Source organism: Plantactinospora mayteni, from assembly GCF_016862935.1.
GTDB classification, from domain to species: domain Bacteria; phylum Actinomycetota; class Actinomycetes; order Mycobacteriales; family Micromonosporaceae; genus Plantactinospora; species Plantactinospora mayteni.
The window spans coordinates 138342-160998 of the sequence record NZ_BONX01000002.1 but is presented as its reverse complement, the minus strand read 5'-3'; the positions used below and the strand labels follow the sequence as shown (position 1 = coordinate 160998).

Annotated in this window: 21 protein-coding genes; 19 read left to right on the top strand and 2 right to left on the bottom strand. The window is 73.0% G+C overall.

Translation table 11 applies throughout. The features are described 5' to 3' along the window. Positions 1 to 39: 39 nt before the first annotated feature. From Pma05_RS01145 to Pma05_RS01090, 12 genes are all read left to right on the top strand, one after another. Positions 40 to 1236 carry an NAD(P)/FAD-dependent oxidoreductase gene (locus Pma05_RS01145; RefSeq protein ID WP_203855333.1) on the top strand — a complete coding sequence of 399 codons (1197 nt, stop codon included), beginning with the start codon at positions 40 to 42 and terminating at the stop codon, positions 1234 to 1236. Continuing rightward, positions 1223 to 1783: a 2Fe-2S iron-sulfur cluster-binding protein gene (locus tag Pma05_RS01140; RefSeq protein WP_239311480.1), complete on the top strand. Its 561-nt coding sequence runs from the start codon at positions 1223 to 1225 to the stop codon at positions 1781 to 1783. Before Pma05_RS01145 ends, Pma05_RS01140 begins: the two co-directional genes overlap by 14 nt. After that, positions 1780 to 3195, top strand: coding sequence for an FAD/NAD(P)-dependent oxidoreductase (locus Pma05_RS01135; RefSeq protein WP_203855332.1), 1416 nt, complete (start codon positions 1780 to 1782; stop codon positions 3193 to 3195). Before Pma05_RS01140 ends, Pma05_RS01135 begins: the two co-directional genes overlap by 4 nt. Further along, positions 3192 to 4088, top strand: coding sequence for a dihydrodipicolinate synthase family protein (locus Pma05_RS01130; RefSeq protein WP_203855331.1), 897 nt, complete (start codon positions 3192 to 3194; stop codon positions 4086 to 4088). The genes Pma05_RS01135 and Pma05_RS01130 overlap by 4 nt, the downstream gene beginning before the upstream one ends. Then, entirely contained in the window at positions 4081 to 5085 is a 1005-nt protein-coding gene (locus Pma05_RS01125) for a proline racemase family protein (RefSeq protein WP_203855330.1), read from the top strand. Before Pma05_RS01130 ends, Pma05_RS01125 begins: the two co-directional genes overlap by 8 nt. 338 nt (positions 5086 to 5423) lie before the next feature. Beyond that, entirely contained in the window at positions 5424 to 7466 is a 2043-nt protein-coding gene (locus Pma05_RS01120; protein ID WP_203855329.1) for a M6 family metalloprotease domain-containing protein, read from the top strand. Between the two features lie 80 nt (positions 7467 to 7546). Next, entirely contained in the window at positions 7547 to 7987 is a 441-nt protein-coding gene (locus tag Pma05_RS01115; protein ID WP_203855328.1) for a hypothetical protein, read from the top strand. A 121-nt stretch (positions 7988 to 8108) separates the two neighbouring features. Continuing rightward, a complete protein-coding gene (locus tag Pma05_RS01110; RefSeq protein WP_203855327.1) occupies positions 8109 to 8699 on the top strand; it encodes a TlpA family protein disulfide reductase in 591 nt (196 codons plus the stop codon). A gap of 26 nt (positions 8700 to 8725) precedes the next feature. Further along, positions 8726 to 10243, top strand: coding sequence for an aldehyde dehydrogenase (NADP(+)) (locus tag Pma05_RS01105; protein ID WP_239311478.1), 1518 nt, complete (start codon positions 8726 to 8728; stop codon positions 10241 to 10243). A gap of 255 nt (positions 10244 to 10498) precedes the next feature. Next, positions 10499 to 10699, top strand: a complete 201-nt coding sequence (locus Pma05_RS01100) for an NAD-dependent epimerase/dehydratase family protein (protein WP_203855326.1) — start codon at positions 10499 to 10501, stop codon at positions 10697 to 10699. Positions 10700 to 10778: 79 nt separating this feature from the next. Then, the gene (locus tag Pma05_RS01095; protein WP_203855552.1) at positions 10779 to 11084 is read left to right on the top strand and encodes a nucleotidyltransferase family protein; all 306 of its coding nucleotides are present in this window, start codon (positions 10779 to 10781) and stop codon (positions 11082 to 11084) included. Next, complete coding sequence (locus tag Pma05_RS01090) at positions 11081 to 12058, top strand: NAD-dependent epimerase/dehydratase family protein (RefSeq protein WP_203855325.1); 978 nt, start codon at positions 11081 to 11083, stop codon at positions 12056 to 12058. Before Pma05_RS01095 ends, Pma05_RS01090 begins: the two co-directional genes overlap by 4 nt. A gap of 30 nt (positions 12059 to 12088) precedes the next feature. Here the strand turns inward: Pma05_RS01090 and Pma05_RS01085 are convergent, their stop codons facing one another. Together Pma05_RS01085 and Pma05_RS01080 are read right to left on the bottom strand one after the other, a co-directional pair. Further along, positions 12089 to 13912: a S8 family serine peptidase gene (locus Pma05_RS01085; RefSeq protein ID WP_203855324.1), complete on the bottom strand. Its 1824-nt coding sequence runs from the start codon at positions 13910 to 13912 to the stop codon at positions 12089 to 12091. Positions 13913 to 14081: 169 nt separating this feature from the next. After that, positions 14082 to 15119: a LacI family DNA-binding transcriptional regulator gene (locus Pma05_RS01080; RefSeq protein WP_203855323.1), complete on the bottom strand. Its 1038-nt coding sequence runs from the start codon at positions 15117 to 15119 to the stop codon at positions 14082 to 14084. A 164-nt stretch (positions 15120 to 15283) separates the two neighbouring features. On the opposite strand from Pma05_RS01080, the gene Pma05_RS01075 reads away from it, so the two are divergent. The 7 genes from Pma05_RS01075 to Pma05_RS01045 all read left to right on the top strand — a co-directional run bounded on the left by Pma05_RS01075 (position 15284) and on the right by Pma05_RS01045 (position 22351). Next, positions 15284 to 16609: an ABC transporter substrate-binding protein gene (locus Pma05_RS01075; RefSeq protein ID WP_203855322.1), complete on the top strand. Its 1326-nt coding sequence runs from the start codon at positions 15284 to 15286 to the stop codon at positions 16607 to 16609. After that, positions 16609 to 17532, top strand: coding sequence for a carbohydrate ABC transporter permease (locus Pma05_RS01070; protein WP_203855321.1), 924 nt, complete (start codon positions 16609 to 16611; stop codon positions 17530 to 17532). Before Pma05_RS01075 ends, Pma05_RS01070 begins: the two co-directional genes overlap by 1 nt. Next, the gene (locus Pma05_RS01065; RefSeq protein WP_203855320.1) at positions 17529 to 18467 is read left to right on the top strand and encodes a carbohydrate ABC transporter permease; all 939 of its coding nucleotides are present in this window, start codon (positions 17529 to 17531) and stop codon (positions 18465 to 18467) included. Before Pma05_RS01070 ends, Pma05_RS01065 begins: the two co-directional genes overlap by 4 nt. Continuing rightward, entirely contained in the window at positions 18464 to 19840 is a 1377-nt protein-coding gene (locus Pma05_RS01060; protein ID WP_203855319.1) for a Gfo/Idh/MocA family protein, read from the top strand. The genes Pma05_RS01065 and Pma05_RS01060 overlap by 4 nt, the downstream gene beginning before the upstream one ends. Next, positions 19837 to 20685 (top strand): sugar phosphate isomerase/epimerase family protein, encoded by an 849-nt coding sequence (locus Pma05_RS01055; RefSeq protein ID WP_203855318.1) that lies wholly within the window; start codon positions 19837 to 19839, stop codon positions 20683 to 20685. The genes Pma05_RS01060 and Pma05_RS01055 overlap by 4 nt, the downstream gene beginning before the upstream one ends. A gap of 40 nt (positions 20686 to 20725) precedes the next feature. Next, entirely contained in the window at positions 20726 to 21742 is a 1017-nt protein-coding gene (locus Pma05_RS01050) for a TerC family protein (protein ID WP_239311476.1), read from the top strand. Positions 21743 to 21976: 234 nt separating this feature from the next. Beyond that, positions 21977 to 22351: a helix-turn-helix domain-containing protein gene (locus Pma05_RS01045; protein ID WP_203855317.1), complete on the top strand. Its 375-nt coding sequence runs from the start codon at positions 21977 to 21979 to the stop codon at positions 22349 to 22351. The last annotated feature ends 306 nt before the right edge of the window (positions 22352 to 22657 follow it).

Here is a 22657-nt window from a genome sequence, read left to right as displayed (position 1 = left end):
GCGCGGAGGTGGTCCAGCCGGCTCACGGGAGGGAAGGGCATGGCGGGCAGCTTCGACGTGGTGGTGGTCGGCGCCGGTATCGTCGGCGCGGCCTGCGCGTACGCCTGTGCCCGGCGGGGCTTGACGGTCGTCGTACTGGAGCGGGCCGGCCTGGTCGCCGGGGCCACCGGTTCCGGCGAGGGCAACCTGCTGGTCTCGGACAAGCTGCCCGGCCCCGAGCTGGAGTTGGCGCTGTTCAGCAACGGTCTCTGGCGGCGCTGGGCGGCCGAACTCGGCGACCGGTACGGCGACATCGAGCTGGAGGCCAAGGGCGGCCTGGTGGTCACCGGGGTGGGCCCCGGCGCCGACGGCGCGGCCGGGCTGGCCGGGTTGCGGGAGACCGCCCGGGCGCAGTCGGCGGCGGGCGTGCTGGTCGAACTGCTGGACCCGGCCGGGGTGCGTGAGCGCGAACCGGCGATCACCCCGGAGTTGGCCGGTGGCCTCTACTACCCGCAGGACATGCAGCTCATGCCGGCGAAGGCCACCGCTGCACTGCTGGCCGCCGCCCGGGACCACGGTGCCGAGGTACGGCTGCGCACCGAGGTCACCGGGATGCTCCGGGACGACGGCCGGGTCGTGGGGGTGCGGACCGGTGCCGGTCCGGTGGCAGCCGGACACGTGGTGAACGCGGCCGGGGCCTGGGCCGGCAAGCTCGCCGGGCTGGCCGGCGCCGACACCCCGGTCGCGCCGCGCCGGGGCTTCATCCTGGTCACCGAGCCGGTCCCGCCGCTGGTCCGGCACAAGGTCTACTCGGCCGACTACCTGGCGAACGTGGCCAGCGGCGACGCCGGGTTGCAGACCTCGACGGTCGTCGAGGGCACCCCGGCCGGCACCATCCTGATCGGCGCCACCCGGGAACTGGTCGACTTCGACCGGCGCCACAACGCCGAGGCGGTACGCCGGATGGCCCAGGGCGCGGTACGGCTCTTCCCGGCGCTGGCGGCGGTCCGGGCGATGCGCGTCTACCACGGCTTCCGACCGTTCTCCCCGGACCACCTGCCGGTGATCGGCACCGACCCGCGGATACCCGGCCTGGTACACGCGCACGGGCACGAGGGTGCCGGGATCGGGCTGGCGCCGGCCACCGCGCACCTGGTCGCCCAGGTGCTGACCGGTGAGCGGCCCGACCTGCCGCTGGAGCCGTTCGACCCGGCCCGGTTCTCGTCCGAAGTGGAGACCGCCGGTGCCGCCGCCTGAGCCCGTCGCCAGCCGCGCCGACGTTCCGGGTGGGTTACCACGGCCCGACCCGAGTCGGCCGGCGGAGTTCACCATCGCCGTCGACGGCGAACCCGTACCGGTGCGCGCCGGCCAGACCCTGGCGGCGGCACTGCTGGCCGCCGGCCGCCGGACGACCCGGCGGACCCGGTTCGCCGACCGGCCGCGCGGCGTCTTCTGCGGCATCGGGATCTGCTTCGACTGCCTGGTCGTCTGCAACGGTGAGCCGGGCGTGCGGGCCTGCCTGCGCCCGGCCGCGCCCGGCGACACCGTCGACACCGGTCGGGCCACCGCAGGCACGGCCGAACCCGGCCAGCATCCTGCGGACGCGGTCCACGCCGGCCAGCCCTCGCCGGGCGCGGCCCCCGCCGGCCGGCGCCTACCGGGCGCGGCGCCCGCCGGACAGCCACCACCGGGCGCGGCGCCCGCCGGACAGGAGCCGGGAGGCAACGGGGTCGGTGCCGGAAACGGGGTCGGGTCCGAGGATGTGCTCGGTCCAGGGCCGAGCGAAGGGGAGGTAGCCGGATGAGCGGCGGCGGAACGGGTCGGCTGGCGGTCGTGGGTGCCGGTCCGGCCGGGCTCGCCGCCGCGCTCGCGGCAGCGGAGGCCGGTGCCGAGGTCACCGTGCTCGACCTGGGCCAGCGGCCCGGCGGACAGTACCTGCGCCAGCCCACCGTCGACGGCGTCCGGCCGGCCCCGCACCCGGCCCGCTTCGCCGACCTGCTGCGCCGGGTCGGCACACACCCCCGGGTCACCGTCCGCTCCGGGCACCAGGTCTGGTCGGCGGAACCGGCCGACGACGGCACCGGCGGGGCGACCCTGCGGCTGTCTGGCCCGGCCGGCCCGAGCACCCTGGCGGCGCCCGTCGTGGTGCTGGCCCCCGGCGGGTACGACCGGGTGGTGCCCTTCCCCGGCTGGGACCTGCCCGGCGTCGTCACCGCCGGGGCCGCCCAGGCGCTCGCCAAGGGCCAGGGCGTGCTGGTGGGCCGGCGGGTGCTGGTCGCCGGTACCGGCCCGTTCCTGCTCGTCGTCGCGGCCGGGCTGGCCTCGACCGGAGCCGAGGTCGCCGGTGTGGTCGAGGCGGCGCCGCTGCGCCGCTGGTCCCGGCACCCGCTGGCGGTCGCCGGGGCACCGGGCAAGCTCGCCGAGGCGGCCCGGCACTTCGCCGCGCTGCGCCGGCACCGGATACCGCTGTGGCGGGGCCAGGCGGTGACCGAGGTGGCCGAGCACGGCAGCGGGCTGCGCGCCACCGTGCGCCGGGTGGACGCCGACTGGTGGGCCGGCGAGCTGACCCGGAACGTCGAGGTCGACGCGGTCTGCGTCGGATACGGCTTCACCCCGTCGGTCGACCTCGCCGTCGCGCTCGGCTGTGCCACCCGGACCGACCCGGCCGACGGCAGCCTGGTGGTCAGCGTGGACGAGCTGGGTCGCAGCAGCGTACCGGGGGTGTTGGTGGCCGGGGAGGCGACCGGGGTGGGCGGGGCGGACCTGGCCGTCGAGGAGGGCCGGCTGGCCGGACTCGCCGCCGCACACCGGCTGGGCCTGCTGGACGACGCCGGACTGGCCCGGGCCAGCACACCGGTCGTACGCCGGACCGCCCGGCAGCGCCGGTTCGCCGCCGCGATGCACCGGGTGCACCGGGTGCCGGACGGCTGGACCGACTGGCTCCGTCCGGAGACCGTGGTCTGCCGGTGCGAGGAGGTCACCGCCGGCCGACTCCGCGCCGACGTCGCCGGGTACGGCCTCGACGACATCCGCGCGCTGAAACTCGTCACCCGGGTCGGGATGGGGCTGTGCCAGGGCCGGGTGTGCGGCCGGGCCGCCGCCTGCCTGCTCGCCGCCGCCTCCGGCCGGGACCAGCCGCTCGAAGACTTCGCCAAGCGTCAGATTGTCATGCCGGTACCGCTGGGTATCGTCGCCGAGGAAGGACCACCGCGTTGACTGCTCGCAAACCCTGGCAGGGTGTCGTCGTCGCCATCCCCACGCCGTTCCGCGACGACCTCTCCGTCGACTTCGACCGGCTCCAGGAGCATGTCCGGTGGTTGGCCGAGGAGGGCTGCCACGGCGTGACCCCGTGCGGCTCGCTGGGGGAGTACCAGAACCTCTCCGACGCCGAGCGGGCGGACGTGGTACGCGCCACCGTCGAGGCGGCCCCGGCCGGCTTCTCGGTGGTACCCGGCGTCGGCGGGTACGGCAGCCGGCAGTCCCGGCACTGGGCCGAGCAGGCGCGGGCGGCCGGCGCGCACGCCGTACTGGCGCTGCCGCCGAACACCTACGCGGCCCGGGACGTGGACGTGCTCGCGCACTACCGGGAGGTGGCCGCGGTCGGGCTGCCGGTGGTGGCGTACAACAACCCGTTCGACACCAAGGTGGACCTCACCCCGGAACTGCTGGCGTCGGTCGCCGAGACGGACGGCGTGGTGGCGGTGAAGGAGTTCAGCGGGGACGTACGCCGGCTGCACCGGATCCGCGACCTCGCCCCGCACCTGGACGTGCTGGCCGGCGCCGACGACGTACTCCTGGAACTGGTGGTCTGTGGGGCCACCGGTTGGATCGCCGGCTTCCCGAACGCGTTGCCCCGGCTCTCCGTACGCCTCTACGAGCGGTGCCGGGCCGGTGACCTGGCGGCGGCGCTGCCGCTCTACACCGAACTGCACCCGATCTTCGGTTGGGACTCGAAGCCGGAGTTCGTCCAGGCCATCAAGCTCGGCATGGAGCTGGCCGGCCGGTACGGCGGCCCGTGCCGGCCGCCCCGGGGCAGCCTCGCCGAGCCGGCCCGGATTCAGGTGACCAAGGACATGGAGCGGGCGTTGAAGGCCGACGCCGATGCGTAGCCGGCTGGTGCTGCACGCCGTCGACTCGCACACCGAGGGGATGCCGACCCGGGTGATCACCGGTGGCGTCGGGGTGCTGCCCGGCGACACCATGCTGGAGCGCAAGCGGCTCTTCGAGCGGGACCGGGACGGGCTGCGCCGGCTGCTGATGTTCGAGCCGCGCGGTCACTCGGCGATGTCCGGGGCGATCCTCCAGCCGCCGACCCGGCCGGACGCCGACGTCGGGGTGCTGTTCGTCGAGGTATCCGGCTGCCTGCCGATGTGCGGGCACGGCACCATCGGGGTGGCCACGGTGCTGGTCGAGACCGGGATGGTGCCGGTGGTCGAGCCGGTCACCACCATCCGGCTGGACACCCCGGCGGGGCTGGTCAGCGTGGACGTCGCGGTCCGGGACGGCCGGGCGACCGGGGTGACGCTGCGGAACGTGCCGTCGTTCCTGCTCGCCGCCGACCGGAAGGTCGAGGTGGGCGGGGAGATCGGCACCATCCGCTACGACATGGCGTTCGGCGGCAACTTCTACGCCATCGTGGACGCCGCCGACCTGGGACTGCCGGTCGAGCCGGCGGCGGTGCCGGAGCTGATCCGGCGCGGGCTGCGGATCATGGACGCGATCAACGAGCAGGCGCCGCCCCGGCACCCGACGATCCCGGCGATCGACGACTGCCGGCACGTCCAGGTGGTGCAGGACGGCACCGACGGCGCGGACGCCCGCAACGCGGTGGTGATCCATCCCGGCTGGGTGGACCGGTCGCCGTGCGGCACCGGCACGTCGGCCCGGATGGCCCAGCGGCACGCCCGGGGCCTGCTCGACCTGGACACGCCGTTCGTCAACGAGTCGGTGATCGGGACCCGGTTCACCGGCCGGCTGGTCGAGACCACCACGGTTGGCGAGCTGCCGGCGGTGGTGCCGACGGTGACCGGCCGGGCCTGGGTCACCGGCACCGCGCAATATCTGCTCGACCCCGAGGACCCGTTCCCCGAGGGCTTCCAGATCTGACCCACCCGGCCTGGTCCGTCCGATCCGGATCTGATCGGTCCGATCCGGATCCGGCCCACCCGGCCCGGTCCGCCCGATTCGGCTGGTCCGGGCCGGAGGGCTTCGGCTGGTCCGGGCCGGACCGGCTTCGGCAGGTGTCGGAACCGGTCGGGGTACCCGGCGACATCTGTAGGGTGACGCCGCGGGTCGCGCCGCATAGATTCGCGTCGGCGTGATCATGGATGATCGGGCCCGAGGTGTCGGGACGGAACCCCCAACTGGCCGGACGACCAGGCCAGCGTCCCGCGCACCTGAGTGGAGCGCCGCCGGCGCCCCGAAGGAGAACGAGAGGTGACTGGATGCACCTACTGTCCACCAGACGCACGGCGTGGCGGTCGACGCTGGCCGCGACGCTCGCGGCAGCGCTGATCGTCGGCGCCGCCAGCACGCCGGCCGCCGCCGCACCGGGCAACCCGGCCGGCGGCAACGGCCCGTTCGACGTACTCGACCCGCAGGCGTGGGTGAACCCGGACGGGATGACCTGGGACGACTACGTCACCCCGCCGAACACGAACTGGGCCGACCCGACCGTGGCCGGCTCGGTCCGCAACTTCAAGATCGCTCTGGTCACCCTCGACTACCCGGACCAGCCGTTCGTGGTCACCCAGCGGGCCCGGTCGACGGTCTTCGGCAACCCCCAGTCGACGGCGGCGAACATCCCGCGTGACCAGGTGTCGACCTTCTACACCGATTTCCTCAACAAGCCGAACGGCCTGAACAAGGGCCACACCCTGCACGAGTACTGGATGCAGGACTCCAACGGCCGGTACGGGGTGGACCTGACCGGGTTCGGCCCGTACGAGATGCCGGCGAAGTCCTACCAGTACGGCATCGACAACGGCTTCAACCCGGGCGCCTGCCCGAGTGGCGAGCAGTGCGCGAAGAACATCCGGACCGACGGGCTGGGTGCCTGGCGGGCGGCGGTCGGCGAGGAGGTGGCCAACTCGTTCGAGCTGGTCTTCATCCTCTCCGCCGGGCAGGACGAGTCGTCCACCTGGCAGGAGTTCGGCCAGATGATGTTCCAGACCAAGGAGGACGTACCGGACGCGTGGGGTCCGCCGGACCCGAACCTGCCGAACCACGCGCGTACCCGGTATGTCGAGTGGACCTCCTGGAAGGCGGCGTCGACCATCTGGCCGAACGCCGGTGGCGGCTCCTCGACCCAGGCCGAGAGCTCCGGCATGGGCGTGTACGCGCACGAGCTGAGCCACCTGCTCAGCATCGGGGACAACTACAACAACCCGTACGGCACGCCGTTGCGGCGGGCGTACACCGGCATCTGGAGCATGATGTCGCGCGGCTCGTTCAACGGGCCCGGCGGACCGCACACCCGGTGGCAGATCCCACCGGTCAACGGCGGCTCGATGGGTTCGCTGCACACCGTGCGGGACAAGATAAAGATCGGTCTGCTCGGTGAGGAGAACCTGCTGCGGCTGAGCCGGGAGGCGCTGGCCACCTCCGGCATGGTGGTGGCGACGGTGACCGCCCGGGCGGTGGACGCCGGTCCGAAGGGGCTCACCGGGATCAACATCGCGATGAACCGGGACCGGTCGCCGGCCTGCGACACCAGCACCAACCCGCTCTGCGACGGCGGCGCGTACAACAACTACACGGTCGAGGTCGTGGACCGGATGGGTGCGGACTCGTTCACCCCGGACAGCGGCGTGCTGGTCTCCAAGACGAAGAACGCCGACAGCGCTCCCTTCGTCTGGGTGGTCGACGCCAACCCGCAGGACATCGACATGATCGACTTCTACCAGCCGGACGGCACCCCGCAGAAGATCACCATGGGGGACTACCGGCAGCTCTCCGACGCGCTGTTCCACGCCGGCACCCGGTCGGGCAGCGAGTACGAGTACGTGGACGAGGCCAACCGGCTGCACTTCTACGTACTCGACCTGAAGCGGAACGCCGACGGCGTGCTGTCGTACACGGTCGCGGTGCGGTCGCTCGACGGCGCCGGGCCGAGCAGTCACGGCGTGGCGCTGTCGAACGGGGAGGTTACCACCGCGACCCGGCCGACCAACCGGGGCGTGACCTGCTCCTTCACCCTGACCAACACCGGCTCGTACGCGGCCGGCGGTCAGGCGCACCCGGAGAACGCGACGGCATACCTGAAGTCCGACGTGTACCGGCTCTCCGCCTCGGTGGGCGGCAAGGGCTGGCGGGTGGAGGTGCCGAACGCACTGGCCACGGCCGGGTTCGGCAAGTCCAGCACGGTCCGGGTCTCGGTCGGGGCGACCCCGTCGGCCACCCAGACCGGCGTCGTCAAGCTCACCGCCACCTCGGAGAGCGACCCGACGAAGACCGTGACCAAGCAGTGCCGCGTCCAGAAGTCCTGACGCGCTCGGCGGGACGCCCGGGGAGTGGCGCGCACGGCGCCACCTCCCGGGCACCTCGCTCCGACCATCCCGGAGGGACGATGCGGCGGCTCCGCTACCGCCACCTGCTGACCGCACTGCCGCTGCTGCTGCTCGCACCGCTGGCCGGCTGCGGCGACGACGAGGAGCCGCGCGCCGCGATGACCGTCCGGGTGCTGGTCCGGGACATCAACATCCGGCCCGAGGGCGTCGAGTGCGCCGGCACCGGGCCGTACACCTACTTCCACAACAGGGCCGCCTACCGGGTGGTGGACGGCGACGGCGCGACGCTGGCCGAGGGCGAACTGCCGGCCGGCAAGTCGGTCCGCACCTTCGAGGAGGACCTGGAAGTGCCGCGCATCCCGACGTTCTGCGAGTTCGCCGTCCCGGTCTCGGTGGCCGAGCGGGACGCGTACCGGCTGATCGTGGACGACCGCCGGCCGATCCCGCTGACCAGGGACGACAGCGAGGGACCCGCGCTGGTCGCGGTGGTGCCGTCGTGACCCCCGGACGCCGGTGCCGCGCGTGGTCGCACCGGGCCGACAGCGGTGGTGCCGTCGTGACCCCCGGTCGTCGGTGCCGCGCGTGGTCGCACCGGGCCGACGAGCGCGGTGGGGAGGCGTGATGCGCCGACGTCGCCTCGCCGCCGTGGTCGGGATCGCCGCGCTGGTCGCGCTGGTCGCGGCCGGCTGCACCGGTGACGGCGCCGACCCCGAGCCGACCCCGGTGGCCGGCGGCGCCGCCGTACTGCCCGGTCCGGTGCCGGCCGACCTGGCGCTGCGACCGGCCCCGACCGACCTGCCGGCCGCGCCGAAGGTCACCGGTACGCTCACCGACGGCAGCCCGCTGGCGACGGCGGAACTGTGGGCCGACCGGCCGGTGGTGCTGACCTTCTTCAGCTCCTGGTGCAACACCTGTGTCGAACGGCAGGACGGCCTCAGTGAGCTGGCCCGCAGCCACCGCGACCGGGTGGTCTTCGTCGGGGTGGCCGGCGAGGACGAGCCGGACGCCCTCCAGGAATACCTGCGCCAGCACCGGGTGGAATATCCGGTACTCGTCGACGCGGACCAGCGCGTCGCGCGGGCGTACGCGGTCCGGGAGCCACCGGCGGTGGTGCTCGTCGCCAAGGGCGGCACGCTGCTGCGGGGCTGGCCCGGCGGGGTGGACGCCGCCACCCTCGACAGCATGCTGCGGAAACTGGTACTCGCCCCGTGACCCCGACTGCCCCGACGGAGACTGGTATGGACACCGACCAGCCGATGAACCCGTACACCGGCGCGCCGACCGGTGATCCGGTGCCGCACACCGGTACCGACGGACTGGACGCGGTCTGCCGGCTGGTGGCCGCCGCCGCCCCGGCGTACGCGGCACTGCCGTTGACCACCCGCGCGGAACTGCTCCGCCGGATCGGTGCCGCGCTGGAGGGCTCCCGGGACGAGATCGTCGCGCTCGGCGACGCCGAGACCGGCCTCGGTACCGCCCGGCTGCACACCGAGCTGACCCGGACCCGGGTGCAGTTGGAGATGTTCGCCGACGCCGTACTCGACGGGTCGTTCCTGGAGGCGGTGATCGACCTGCCCGACCCGGGCGCGCTGCCGGCGCCCCGACCGGACCTGCGCCGGATGCTGGTCCCGGTCGGTCCGGTCGCGGTCTACGCGGCGTCGAACTTCCCGCTCGCCTTCTCGGTGCCCGGCGGCGACACGGCCAGCGTGCTGGCCGCCGGCTGCCCGGTGGTGGTGAAGGCGCATCCCGGCCATCCCGGGCTCTCCGACCTGTGCGGCGCGCTGGTCACCAACGCGCTCGCCGAGGGTGGCGCCCCGGTCGGCACGTTCGCCGTGGTCCGGGGGATGGCGGCCGGCCGGGCCCTGATCACCCATCCGGCGATCGCGGCCGGCGCCTTCACCGGCTCCGCCGCCGGTGGGCGGGCGCTGGCCGACCTCGCCGCCGGCCGGCCCGACCCGATCCCGTTCTACGGCGAACTCGGCTCGCTGAACCCGACCGTGGTCACCCCGGCGGCGCTCGCCGCCCGGGGCAACCCGATCGCCGAGGCGTTCGTCGGCTCGGTCACCCTCGGCTCGGGCCAGTTCTGCACCAAGCCCGGCCTGCTCTTCCTGCCCGCCGGGCACCAACTCGACGGGGTACTCGGCAAGGCGGTCGCCGCGGCGTCGTTCGGCCCGCTGCTGAACGCCCGGATCCGCGACGCGTACCAGGAGGATGCCGCCGCCCTGGCCCAGGTGCCCGGGGTACGCACGGTGGTGCCGCGCGCCCCGGTCGACCAGCCGGGCTACCGGGCCGGTGCACAACTGCTGGCGGTCTCGGCCGGTGACCTCGTCCGGCACGCCGACGAGCTGCTGGCGGAGTGCTTCGGCCCGGCCGCCCTGCTCGTCGAGTACGCCGACGAGGCGGAGTTGCTGGCCGCGCTGGCCGTCGTACCCGGCGCGCTGACCGCCACCGTGCACGGCGAGGGAGCCGGCGATCCGGTGGCGGCCCGGGTGGTCGAGCTGGTGGCCCGGCGGGCCGGCCGGGTGATCTGGAACGGCTGGCCGACCGGGGTGGCGGTGACCTGGGCGATGCAGCACGGCGGGCCGTGGCCTGCGACCACCGGTTCGCTGCACACCTCGGTCGGGGTCACCGCGCTGCGCCGCTTCCTGCGTCCCGTCGCCTACCAGGGGATGCCCGACGAGTTGCTGCCGGCGGCGCTGCGCGCGGCGAACCCGCTCGGCATTCCGCGCCGGGTCAACGGGGAACCGCTGACCTGACCTCGGTGGCCGGCCCCGCCGTGCGCTTTCGATCGGAGCCTGGACACTGTTGCGGTGGCGGCTGGACGGACGGGCAGGCGCCGAGCCGGAAAACACCGAAAAAAGGCTCAAAAATACCGTGAAGGGGTAATTAGGCCGGTAACCTGGCGTTCGTCAAGCGCTGCCGCTCCCCGGTACCTCACCCCTCCGCCCGGGAGCCGGAAACCGACCACACCGCGCGCCGGTGCTGCGCCTGTGGAGAGGGAGGGGGTCGGGATGCGACTTCTGGTGAACGGCGGGGCCGGGTTCATCGGTTCCAACCTGGTCGAGTCCGCCCTGCGGGATCCGGCGATCACCGAGGTTCGGGTCGTCGATGACCTGTCCACCGGCCGGGGCGGCAACCTGGGCGGGCAGGACGTCGAACTCGTCGAGTCGTCCATCCTGGATCCGGCGGCACCGGATCGGGCGGGGCGGTGAACCCGAGGTTCATCCACGCGGCCATCTCCGGCGAACCGGTGGTGTTCCCCGGGACGGTCGTACGATCAAGATCGATTTTGTGGTGCTGGCCACCGAGCGGGGCCGGGTGGTGCGGTTCGAGGAGAAGCCCACCCTCGACTACTGGGTCAGCATGGCCGTCTACGGCCTCTCCGCCGCAGCGATCGAGTCCTACCCGGCCGGACTCGCGTTCGGCTTCGACCAGCTCATGCTCGACCTGATCGCCCAGGACCGGCTGCCGGCCAGCTACGCCTTCGACGGCTACTGGCTGGACATCGGCTGGCCTGAGGACTACGACGAGGCCAACCGGTCCTTCGAGACGCTCCGGCCGCCGCTGCTGCCCTCGACTGTGCCGGAGCCGGTGTGAGCACCGTACTCCTGTTCGGAGCGTCCGGATTCGTCGGGCGGCAGGTCCGGGCCGTACTCGCGCCCGACGCCGAGCTGTGCTGCCCCGGACGCATGGAATGCGACCTCGGCGCCGTCGAGCCCGGTGAGCTGACCCGGCTGGTCCGGACCGTCGCACCCGACGCGGTGGTGAACTGTACGGGCGCGCTGGACGGCACCGACGAGCAACTCGTGCTGGCGAACACCCTGGTGACGGCGAAACTCGTCGAGGCGGTCGCGGTCGGCGCGCCCCGCGCCCGGCTGGTCCGGATCGGGTCCGCCGGCGAGTACGGGCCGATGCCGGTCGGTGCGGTGGTCGAGGAATCCGCTGCCGCCCGGCCGGGCAGCGCGCACGGGGTCAGCCATCTGGCCGGTACCCGGCTCGTCGAGCTGGCCGCCCAGGCCGGCCGGGTCGACGGGGTGGTGCTGCGGGTGTTCAACGCCGTCGGCCCCGGCCTGCCCACCGGCAACGTCCTCGGCCGGGCCGCCGTACTGCTGCGCCAGGCGCTGGCCCGGGACGAGGACCGGATCGTGCTGGGCAGCCTGGACGCCTACCGGGACTTCGTCGACGTCCGCGACGTGGCGCTCGCGGTCCGGGCTGCGGTACGCACCCCGGCGCTGCCCCGACGAGTCTTCAACATCGGCAGCGGCCGTGCCGTGCCGACCCGGACCGCGGTGGAACTGCTGGCCCGGGCCGCCGGCTTCACCGGTCGGATCGTCGAGGAGCCGGGCCCGCCCGGTACCTCCCGATCGGGCGGCGCCTCCTGGGCATGCGCCGACACCCGCGCCGCGGCCGGCCTGCTCGGCTGGCGACCCGGCTATGACCTCCCGGCCTCCGTCTCGGCGTTGTGGTACGCCACGGCCGGTATCGAGCTTCCGGACCGGGGCATGGGCCCGTCCGTCACCCCGCCAGCACAGCCAAAGGAGTCGGCGGGTATCCATGAATCGGCGTTGTAGGGCTCGGCTACGTCGGGCGACCGCCTGCCGTCAGCCGGCGGGGGAGGTCGAGACCGCCCGCGACGGCGGGACGGCCGCGAGGGCGGCCCGGAGGTTCGGCAGCGGCCCGATCCGCTGGGCGGTGTCGCCGCCCTGCGGGGTGCCGGTGCTCTTCAACAGGTTGCTCACCGCCGTGGCGGTCATCACCGGGCGGCCGGTCGCCTTGAGGTAGGACTGGATCGCGACCACCGCGCCGGTGACGATCGGGCCGGCACCGGAGGTACCGCCGAACGACCGGGTGTAGCGGATGTTGAGGTTCGCCGGGCTGGTGCCGCCCTGGAGGTTGCCGTTGCTGCCGGTGGTGGTGATGTTCTGCCCCCAGCCCTGGAGGTCGAGGCGGGAGCCGTAGACCGAGAAGCTCAGCCGGGACCGGTTCGTGCTGGAGCCGGCGCCGACCATGATCGCACCGGAGTCCCGGACCGACCGGTTGAACCGGCCCTGGAACTCCGGAGCGTCGAGGTTCTCGCCCCCGTTGCCGCCGGTGGCCACCACGACCGCGCCGAGCTGGCTGAGTAGGAGCGTCGCGTCGAACACCGACTGCACCCACTCGGCCGGGACGTACCGGGTACCGCCGTTCGGGCCGACGGTCTGCTGCTCGATGAGTACCGCGTCGCCGGGCTGGAGGAACTGGGCGAGGTGCGACAGCGCGGCCGCCGGCCGGTAGCTGGTCTGGCCGCTGCTCAGCCGCTGCATCGGCGAGATGCCGAACATGTCGGCGTCCGGCACGCCGCCGGTCACCCCGTACCCGTTCGGCTGGGCCACCAGTTCGCCGAAGACCGCCGTACCGTGCTCGTCGGCGAAGCTGGTGTTGCGGGGGAACTGGGTACCGCCGAGGTCGCTGGACCAGTCGAGCTGGAGGTCCTCGTGGAACGGGTTCCAGTCGTACTCCAGGTCGACGATCCGGATTCCCGCGCCCCGGGCGCGCGGGTCCTGGCGCGCGTAGTCGGCGTCGACGCCCTGCGGTGCCGGCCGCTGGTAGCCCTGCATCGAGGTGAAGTCGGGGGTGGCGGGTGGCGGCGCCGCCTCCGGCGCCGGATAGGCGTACGCCACGTCGGGCAGGGCCAGCAGGTCGCGCAGTGCCGCCGACACGTCCGCCCCGGCGGGCAGGGTCAGGTGATACCAGGAGGCCAGGTCGGGGGTGGCCCGACCGGACCGGGCCTTCGCGGTCGCGGCGAGTCCGGAGAGCTGGCCGAGGGTCTGCTCCGGCAGCAGCGGGCCGAGTTCCACGGCGCGGTGCCGGTCCAGGACCGCCCGGACCGGGCCCAGGTCCCGGCCACGCTCGCTGCGCAGCGCGCGGTCCGTGCCGCGTACCGCCGCCGTCTCGGCGAACTTGACTTCGAGTACGACGGCGGGCGCCACGGTGTCCGAGCCGCGCACCAGCCGGCCGTCGGGTAGTTGGCCGGAGACGGTCAGCGCGGTGGTGGCGGCGCTGAGGTGCCCGGTGGCCCGCAGCGCCTCCTTGTCGAAGAAGAGCCGCAGGTCGGACCGTCCGTCGGAGTTGGCGTCGGTCACGGTGCTGAGGAATCCGCCGCCGACCCACTGGGCGACCGCCGCACCGTTGCGGGCGTCGACCGAGGTGATCGGGCCGAGCCGGACGGTGCCGGGGTCGATTCGGCTGGCGTCCACCGTGGCGGTACTGAACAGGGTCACCGCCAGTTGTCCCTGGCCGGCGAGATTGGGGGCCTCGGGTGCGTCCAACGGGATGTCGACGATGCTGATCAGGGGCTCGCCGGCGTGTGCGGCGGCGGTGCCGACCGCCTGACCTGTCACGACGAGGGCGCCCAGTGCGAGTAGGGCGGTCAACCGCCTGGACATACCGAACCTCCAAGGTAGACCGATAGCGGGCAGCAGTGAAAAGGTACTGATTCCAGTGAAATCGGTCTATCTACAGGTGTCGCGACATCGACGATCCGGCATCGAACTCCTGTTGTACGCGCGACTGGCGCGGCCCGGCGTCGCCGCGTCAGGTGGTCGGGACGGCCGGTCAGGGGCGGTCGGTGCCGGCCGGGGCCGGTCCGGTCGACTGCCGGATGGTGAGGTGGGTGGGGAGCACCACCGAGCGGCGCAGCGGGTGCGGGGCGCTCCGTTCGGTGAGCCGGGACAGCAGCATGGCCACCGCGACCCGGCCGGCCTGGTCGATCGGGGCGGTGAGGGTGGTCAGCGGCGGGTGGCAGAAGTCGGCGCCGAAGATGTCGTCGCAGCCGACCACGCTGAGGTCGTCGGGCACCCGGACACCCCGGTCGCGCAGCCGGGTGAGCATGCCGATGGCGAGCAGGTCGTTGAAGGCGATGCAGGCGGTGGCCCGGGTGTTGACCACGGCGTCGGCGGCGGCGGATCCGGAGGGTCGTTCCGGCGGGAAGGGCCCGACCCGGCGTACCTGGAGGCCGTGGCCGGCTGCGGTGGCGCGCATGGCGTGCCAGCGGGCCTCGTTGGGCCAGGACCGCTCCGGGCCGGAGACGTAGACGATGTCGCGGTGCCCGAGCGAGATCAGGTGCTCCACGGCCTGGCCGATCCCGGCCGGGGTGTCGATCACCACGCTCGGCACGCCGCGCGCCTCGCGGTTGACCGTGACCAGCGGAATCTCCGCCGCGAGGCCGATCAGTTCCCGCTCGGAGAGCCGGGACGCGGCCAGGATCGCGCCGTCGAGGGACTGCCGCATCCGGTGCAGCATCTGGGTCTCCAGTTCACCGGAGTCCTCGACGTCGATCAGCAGGTGGGCGTACCCGGCGGCCTTCAACTCCTGCTGGGTGCCGCGGATGATGCCGAAGTAGAACGGGTTGGTGACCCCGGAGACGAGTACGGCGACCGTCCGGGTCCGGCCGGAGGTCAACGCCCGGGCCTGGGAGTTGGGTACGTAGTTCAGCTCCCGGGCCGCCGCCTCGATCCGCTCCCGGGTGGCCGGGTTGACCCGACCGGGCCGGGTGAGGGCCCGGGAGACCGTGGACGGTGCCACCCCGGTGAGCGCGGCGATGTCGGTGATGGTGACCGGGCGGGCGCGCTTCGGTGACCCAGGGTTGTCCACGGGGCACAGACAAGCACACGTGGCAAAAGTTGGCAAACGGTTGCCGCCAGATTGCCAGACTGTTACGGTCGCCCTAGTCCGCCGTCTATGTAAATACCTGGATGCCCGGCCGCCCGCGCCGCCCGGCATTCGGCTATCTGCATTTCCTCCCGAGGAGCAGGCACATGACAGCGAAACGAGTCCTCAGCGTGCTGTCCGGCGCGATCGTCCTGGCCGCCACCCTGACCGGCTGTGGTTCCGACAGCGGCTCGACCAGCGGGGGAGAGACCCTCAACGTCCTCATCGGAGCCAACACGATCTATCCGGAACAGCAGCGGAAATGGTTCGCCGACATCTCCGCCCGGTTCCAACGGGAGTCCGGGGCCACCGTCGAATTCGAGACGTTCGCCTCGCCCAACGACGAACTGACGAAGATACAGACCTCGGTGCTCTCCGGCCAGGGCCCCGACATCTACGCCATCGGCACCACCTTCACCCCGACCGTCTACGCCACCGGGGCGTTCCTCGAACTCACCCCGGACGACTGGACCAAGCTCGGCGGCCGGGACAGGTTCCTGCCGGCCACGCTCGGCATCTCCGGCCCGGACCGGGACCACGAGGTGGGCGTACCGTTCACCACCCGGCCGTTCGTGATGGCGTACAACCGGGAACTGCTGACGGCGGCTGGGATCGACAAGCCGGCGGAGAGCTGGGACGGGCTGCGCGAGCAGGCGAAGCGGCTCAGCACCGGCGGCCGGTACGGGATGGCGATCGGCTACGCCGACAGCTTCGACCCGTGGAAGTTCATCTGGGCGATGAGCCTCCAGGCGGGCAACCCGCTGGTCGGCGACGGGAAGGCCCGGCTCGACGAGCCCGTGGTGCGTACCGCCTACCAGACGTACCTGGGCTGGTTGGCGACCGACAAGGTGGTCGACCCGGCCGCGGTCGGCTGGAAGAACGCCCAGGCGATCGCGGCCTTCGGCGCCGGCAGGGCCGCCTTCCTGCCGATGGTCTCGGCGACCTCGAAGGTCACCCTCGACGCCTCCGCCGTGGCCGGCAAGTACGGCTACGCGGTCATGCCGACCATCCCGCCCGGCGCCACCGCCCGGCCCGGCGGCGGGCAGGACGCCACCAGCATCCTCTCCGGGGACAACCTGGTGGTGGCCAAGTACACCAGGCAGCGGGACCTGGCCCTCGCCCTGGTGAAGCTGCTCACCAGCCCGGAGCAGCAGCGGGACTACTACCAGACCTTCGGCGAGCTGCCCACCGACGCGAGCGCGGCGGCGGCGCTCCAGGCCGACCCGGCGCTGGCCGCGATGGTCGACTCGTCGGCGAGATCGGTCGCGACGCCGTTCAGCGGGGCGTGGAGCCAGGTGCAACTGGCCCTGGTCAACGTCGTCGTGCAGTCCGTACCCGGGTTGTCGGCCGGCCGGGTCGACGACGCCCGGCTCGGCACGCTGCTGACCGAGGCGCAGTCGTCCGCGCAGGCGGCCCTCGACAAGGCGAAGTGATGCCCGGAGCAGTCCCGCCGTACCGAAGGGTGCAGCGGCACCGTCCGCTGTGGATGCTCGCACCCGGGGCGGTGCTGACCATCCTGGTGGTCGTGGTGCCCCTGGTGGTGGCGCTGCACATCTCCCTGCTGGACCTCGACCAGTACTCGTTCCGGCAGTGGGTACGGGCGCCCTTCGTCGGGTTGGCCAACTACACCGAGGCGGTACGGGCGTCCGGCACGGTGCACGCGATCGTGCTCAGCACCTCGTACGCGGCGATCGTCACCGTGGTGACCCTGCCGATCGGGGTCGCCGCCGCCCTCGCCACCCAGGACCGGTTCCGGGGCCGGGGACTGGTCCGCTCGATCTTCCTCGTCCCGTACGTCCTGCCGGCCTTCGTCGTCGGCACCGTCTGGCGGATCATCCTCCAGCCCGACGGGGTGGCCAACGGGCTGCTGGCCCGGCTCGGCCTCGACGGCGGGCTGTGGCTCAACGGGCCACGCAGCTTCTGGGCCCTGGTCGTGGTGCAGATCTGGGCGAGCTGGCCCCTGCTCTACCTGCTCGCCCTCGCCGGCCTCCAGGCGGTCGACCCGGTGCTGCACGAGGCCGCCGCGCTCGACGGCGCCGGCTGGTGGACCAAGCTGCGGTACGTGATCTTCCCGCACCTGCGCGGACCGGTCTCGCTCGCCGTGATCATCGCGTTCCTGCACAACATCAACAACTTCACGCTGCCGTTCGTGCTCTTCGGCGTGCCGAGCCCCCGGGACGTGGAGGTGCTGCCGGTGCTGACCTACGTGGAGAGCTTCCAGAACTTCCGGTTCGGGCTCAGCGCGGCGATGGCGGTGCTCTCGCTGGTGCTGATCGCCGTCCCGCTGGCCGCGTACCTGCGCGCGGTCCGGCTCGACGTCGGCCCGGACGGCGCGGCCGAGGGGAGCCGGCCATGACGGTCCGGGAGAGCGCGCCGACCCGAGGCGCGGCCGGTCCGGCACCGCGGCCCGGCGGCCGGGGCACCGCCACGTCCGGGCGCGGCACGGTCACCCGGCTGCTGCCGGCGCCACTGCGGGTACTCGTGCTCGGCGTACTGCTGGTCGTCGTGCTCGCCCCGGTGCTCTACATGCTCTTCGCCTCGGTCAGCTCCGACCTCTCGGTGGCCGAGGGTGCGTTCCTGCCCACCAGCCTCGACCTCGGCAACTACCTGCGGATCTGGTCGACGGTGGAGCTGGGCCGGGGACTGGTGAACAGCCTGCTGGTGGCCGGAGCGGTGGCCGCGGTCTGCGCGTTCGTCGCACTCGGCAGCGCGTACGTCCTGGTCCGGTACGCCTTCCGGGGCCGGCTGGCCATCCTGCGCGGCCTGCTGGCCCTACAGAGCATCCCGGGCACCCTGATGCTGCTGCCGGTCTTCGTGCTCTTCGCCAGCGCCGCGCAACTGCTCGGGGTGCCGGTCATCGGTACCCGGTGGGCGCTGTTCGTCACCTACCTGACCTTCGCGCTGCCGTTCTCCACCTGGGTGATGGTGACCTACCTGCGCGGGCTGCCACCGGAGCTGGACGAGGCCGCCCGGGTCGACGGCGCCTCCGCCTGGCAGGTGCTGACCCGGGTCATCCTGCCGCTGAGCTGGCCCGGTCTGGTGGTCGCCGGAATCTTCGCGCTGCTGCTCGGCTGGAACGACGTGCTCTTCGCGTCGGTGCTGACCAACCCCGACAGCCGGACGGCGGCGGTGGCGTTGCAGGTGTTCGGCGCCACCCAGGAGGGCGGTGCCATCCCGGTGTACGGCCAGATGATGGCCGCCGCGCTGGTCTGCGCCGCGCCGGTCGTCGTGCTCTACCTCGTCTTCCAGCGCTACCTGATCAGCGGACTCACCGCAGGAGGGGTCAAGTGACGACCAGAGATGCCGGTGCCGATCCGACCCCGACCGTCCCGCCGATCCCGATCGCCATCGTCGGCGGCGGTGTCATCGGGCGCAACCACGCCGCCGCCATCCTCCGGCACCCCCGGTTACGGGTCGGCTGCGTCGTCGACCCGGCCCCGCTGGCCGGTCGGGCGCTCACCGAACAGGTGGCGGCGCAGACCGGCGCCGAGCCGCCGGCCCGGTACGAGTCGCTGACCGACGCCCTCGCCAAGCAGGAGGTCGGCCTGGTCGTGGTCTGCACCCCGAGCGGTACGCACGCCGACCTCACCGAGGAGGCGCTCGGCGCGGGCCGGCACGTCGTGATCGAGAAGCCGCTGGACGTCTCGCTGTCCCGGGCCCGCCGACTCGCCCGGCTGGCCGCCGAGGCCGAGGCCCGGGGACTCGTCTGCTCGGTGATCAGCCAACACCGCTTCGACCCGGCGAGCCTCGCGGTGCACCGGGCGGTGACGGCGGGCCGGCTCGGCCGGATCACCTCGGCGGTCGCCTCCGTCGCCTGGTGGCGCAGCCAGCGCTACTACGACTCGGCGGACTGGCGCGGCAGTTGGGCGCTGGACGGCGGCGGTGCCCTGCTGAACCAGGCGGTGCACACCGTCGACCTGCTGATCTGGCTGCTCGGTCGGCCGACCGAGGTGTTCGGCTACACGTCCCGGCTCGCCCATCGGCGGATCGAGGTGGAGGACGTGGCGGTCGCCACCGTCCGGTTCGCCTCCGGCGCGCTCGCCGTACTGCACGCCAGCACCGGTGCCTATCCGGGACTGTCGGCCCGGCTCCAGATCCACGGGACCCGTGGCTCGGCGATCCTCGACGACGACCAGTTGGAGTACCTGCACGCGGCCGGCGGGACCGGCCCGGACGACCCGACCGACCCGGTCAACCAGGCGGCCGAGCTGCTGCCGGCGGCGGAACTGCGCGGCGCGGCGAAGCCGCCGGACACCTTCGTCCTCGGACACCTGCGCCAGTACGCCGACATCGTGGCGGCGATCGACGCCGGGCGCCGGGCCAGCATCCGGGTGGCGGACGGCTTCGCCGCTCTCGCCCTGGTCAGGGCGGTCTATCTGGCCGCGACCCTGGGCCGGCCGATCTCCGTCGACGAGGTGGCCCGGGGAGCCTTCGACGACGTACCGGTGGCGACGGGACCACCGGGCAGGTTGACGCACGGCACCGGCGGTGCGTCGCCCGTGCCCGGCGATCCAGACGCTGACCCCGGCGATCCGGTGGGCGGGCGCGGCGATCCGATCGGCGGGTCCGACGATCCGGTCGGCGGGCGCGCCGCGCCGGGGGAGCGGCCGGGGCGGGCGGCGGAGTCGGCCGGAGAGCGGCGGGAGCGGGAGGGGCGGCGATGAGGTTCTCGGTCTTCACCGCGTCGACCCCGGAGTGGACGCCGGCCGAGGTGACGGCGATCCTCGCCTACCAGGGCTGGGACGGCGTCGAGTGGCGGGTCACCGACCAGGACGACGCACCCGACCCCGGCTTCTGGGCCGGCAACCGGGCGACCTGGCCGCTGACCGGGCTGGAGGAGAGCCTGCCGGCGATCGCCCGGCTCACCCGGGAGGCGGGGCTGGACTTCTCCGGCATCGGCGGCTATGTCCCCTGCCACGACCGGCCGGGCGTCGAACGGATGCTGGCCGCCACCGCGCGGCTCGGGGCCGGACGGGTCCGGGTGACCATGCCGGCCCTGTCCCGGGGCGACTACCGGGAACTGTTCGAGGCCACCCGCCGGGACCTGGAGTGGGTGGCCGGACGCGCCGCCCGGCACGGCGTCACCGCGCTGGTCGAACTGCACCACCGTACCGTCGTCGCCTCGGCCTCCGCCGCGATCCGGCTGGTCGACGGACTCGACCCGGCCAGCGTCGGCGTCATCCACGACCTCGGCAACCTCGTCATCGAGGGGCGGGAGGACTACCTCGCCGGCTTCCAGATGCTCGGCCCGTACCTCGCGCACGTGCACGTGAAGAACGCCGCCTGGCACCGTACCGGCTACACGCCGGACGGCTCGTCGGTCTGGGCCGAGGAGTGGGCGACGCTGCGGGACGGGCAGGCCGACGTCGAGGCGTACCTGCGGGCGTTGCACCGGCACGGCTACGACGGGTGGGTGACCGTGGAGGACTTCTCGACCGTCCTGCCGCTGGAGGACCGGCTCCGGGACAATCTCGCCTACCTGCGGGCGATCCGGCAGCGCCTCCGCTGACCCGCGCTCTCGGCGGCAGCCGTACGGTTTACCTGAACGGGTGCTGCGGCTCGACGACACCAGCCGCTACCTGCTCGGCCGGATCGACGAGGACGAGGTCGTACCCGCGACGGCGATCCGGTTCTCGGCGTACCCCGTCGGCCTGACCGGTGGTCGCGACGCGCTCGCCGGACCCGACGGCGTCTCACCTTCACCAGCACGTGACACTGTATGGTTTGCGGACCTGGCTGGCGGTCCGGCGCTGGCATGCCGAGATGTCGAGGGTGAGATGGAGTTCCTGAGCAGCCCCGAGCTGTGGATCGCGTTCGCGACGCTGCTGCTGCTGGAGGTCGTACTGGGCATCGACAACGTGGTGTTCATCTCGATCCTGGCCGGTCGACTGCCCGAGCACCAGCAGGCACGCGCCCGCACCATCGGCCTGTCGCTGGCCCTGGTGACCCGGCTGTTGCTGCTGGCGTCGCTGTCCTGGGTGATCGGGCTGACCGCGCCACTGTTCACGGTCTTCGGGCAGGAGATCTCCGGCCGCGACCTGATCCTGTTGCTGGGTGGGTTGTTCCTACTCGGGAAGGCGACATACGAGATCCACGAGCATCTCGAGGGCGCCGAACACGGCGGCGCGGCCCGGGCGACGTCGTCGTTCGCGGCGGTGATCGTCCAGATCCTCGTCCTCGACATCGTCTTCTCCCTGGACTCGGTGATCACCGCAGTCGGCATGGTGGACGAACTGTTCATCATGGTGGCCGCCGTCGTGGTCGCGATGGTGATCATGTTGGTGTCGGCCGGCGCCGTCAGCCGGTTCGTCAACACGCATCCGACGGTGAAGATGCTGGCCCTGTCGTTCCTGCTGCTCATCGGCGCCAGCCTGATCGCCGAGGGCTTCGACCAGCACATCCCCAAGGGATACGTGTACGGCCCGATCGCGTTCTCCATCTTCGTCGAGTTCCTCAACCTGCGGGTACGGGCCCGTCAGCAGCGGAGGGCGCCGCAGCCCGTGCAACTGCACCCCACCTACGTGAAGTCACCCGAGAAGGAGAACTCGACCGCGTCGGCCGACTGAGAACGGACCGCGCGACCACCCTCACCGGCGGTGCGACCACGACTCCGACCAGGGCCGTGAACAGGAGTGGACGCACGGCCGGGCCGGCGGCCCGGGACCACCGGCCCGGGACCACCGGCCGGCGGACGGCGCGTAGGTCGCCGAGCGGCGCTACCTGCCGCTGTACAGTCTCGGCAGGATCGGGACGAGGCGAGGAGGTGGACCGTCGACGCGACCCTGTTGCGGATCGGGGAGGTGGCCGCGCAAGCCGGCGTCTCACCGCGCACCGTCGACTTCTACACCAGTCTCGACCTCATCGCTCCCGCTGCCCGCACCGGCGGGAACTACCGGCTCTACCACCCAGAGGTGATCGAGCGGATCGCCACGATCCGTGCCCTGGAGACGCACGGCGTGCCGTTGCAGGAGATCGCGGCGGCGCTGCGCCAGCCCGTGGCCGACGACCTCGACGCCAGGCTCGACCAACTCGACAACGCGCTGCACGCCCTGCAAGCCGCCGCGCGACAGAGCGACGAACACGCGCATGGCCTGCTCACCGCGCTCACCGCCCGCGCGCATGCCCTCATCGCGACCGCCCTCGACCTCACCGCCGGGCTGCCACCGCCCGTCTGACCGGCCGGTCCACCGCACGGCAGGCGGCTGGCAGTTCCTCGATCCGGTGCCGTATTCGGTCCTGACACCCCCAAGGGCGATGTGCGGACAGTGCCGGCGCCACGCCGCCTCGGCCACCGACGCCGAGGACGTGGCGATCCGATGGCCAGGCCCGCCGTCCGCGCCCGGACGCCGGGTACGGAGCGAGGACCCGCGCGACGTGCCAGTACTTTTCGCGGAGAGGCCACGGTCGGCTCCTCCCGCTGGTCGTTCCCTATCGCGGAAAGTACCGCACCGTGAAAGGCATTCACCGAGCCGAGCGAGTGT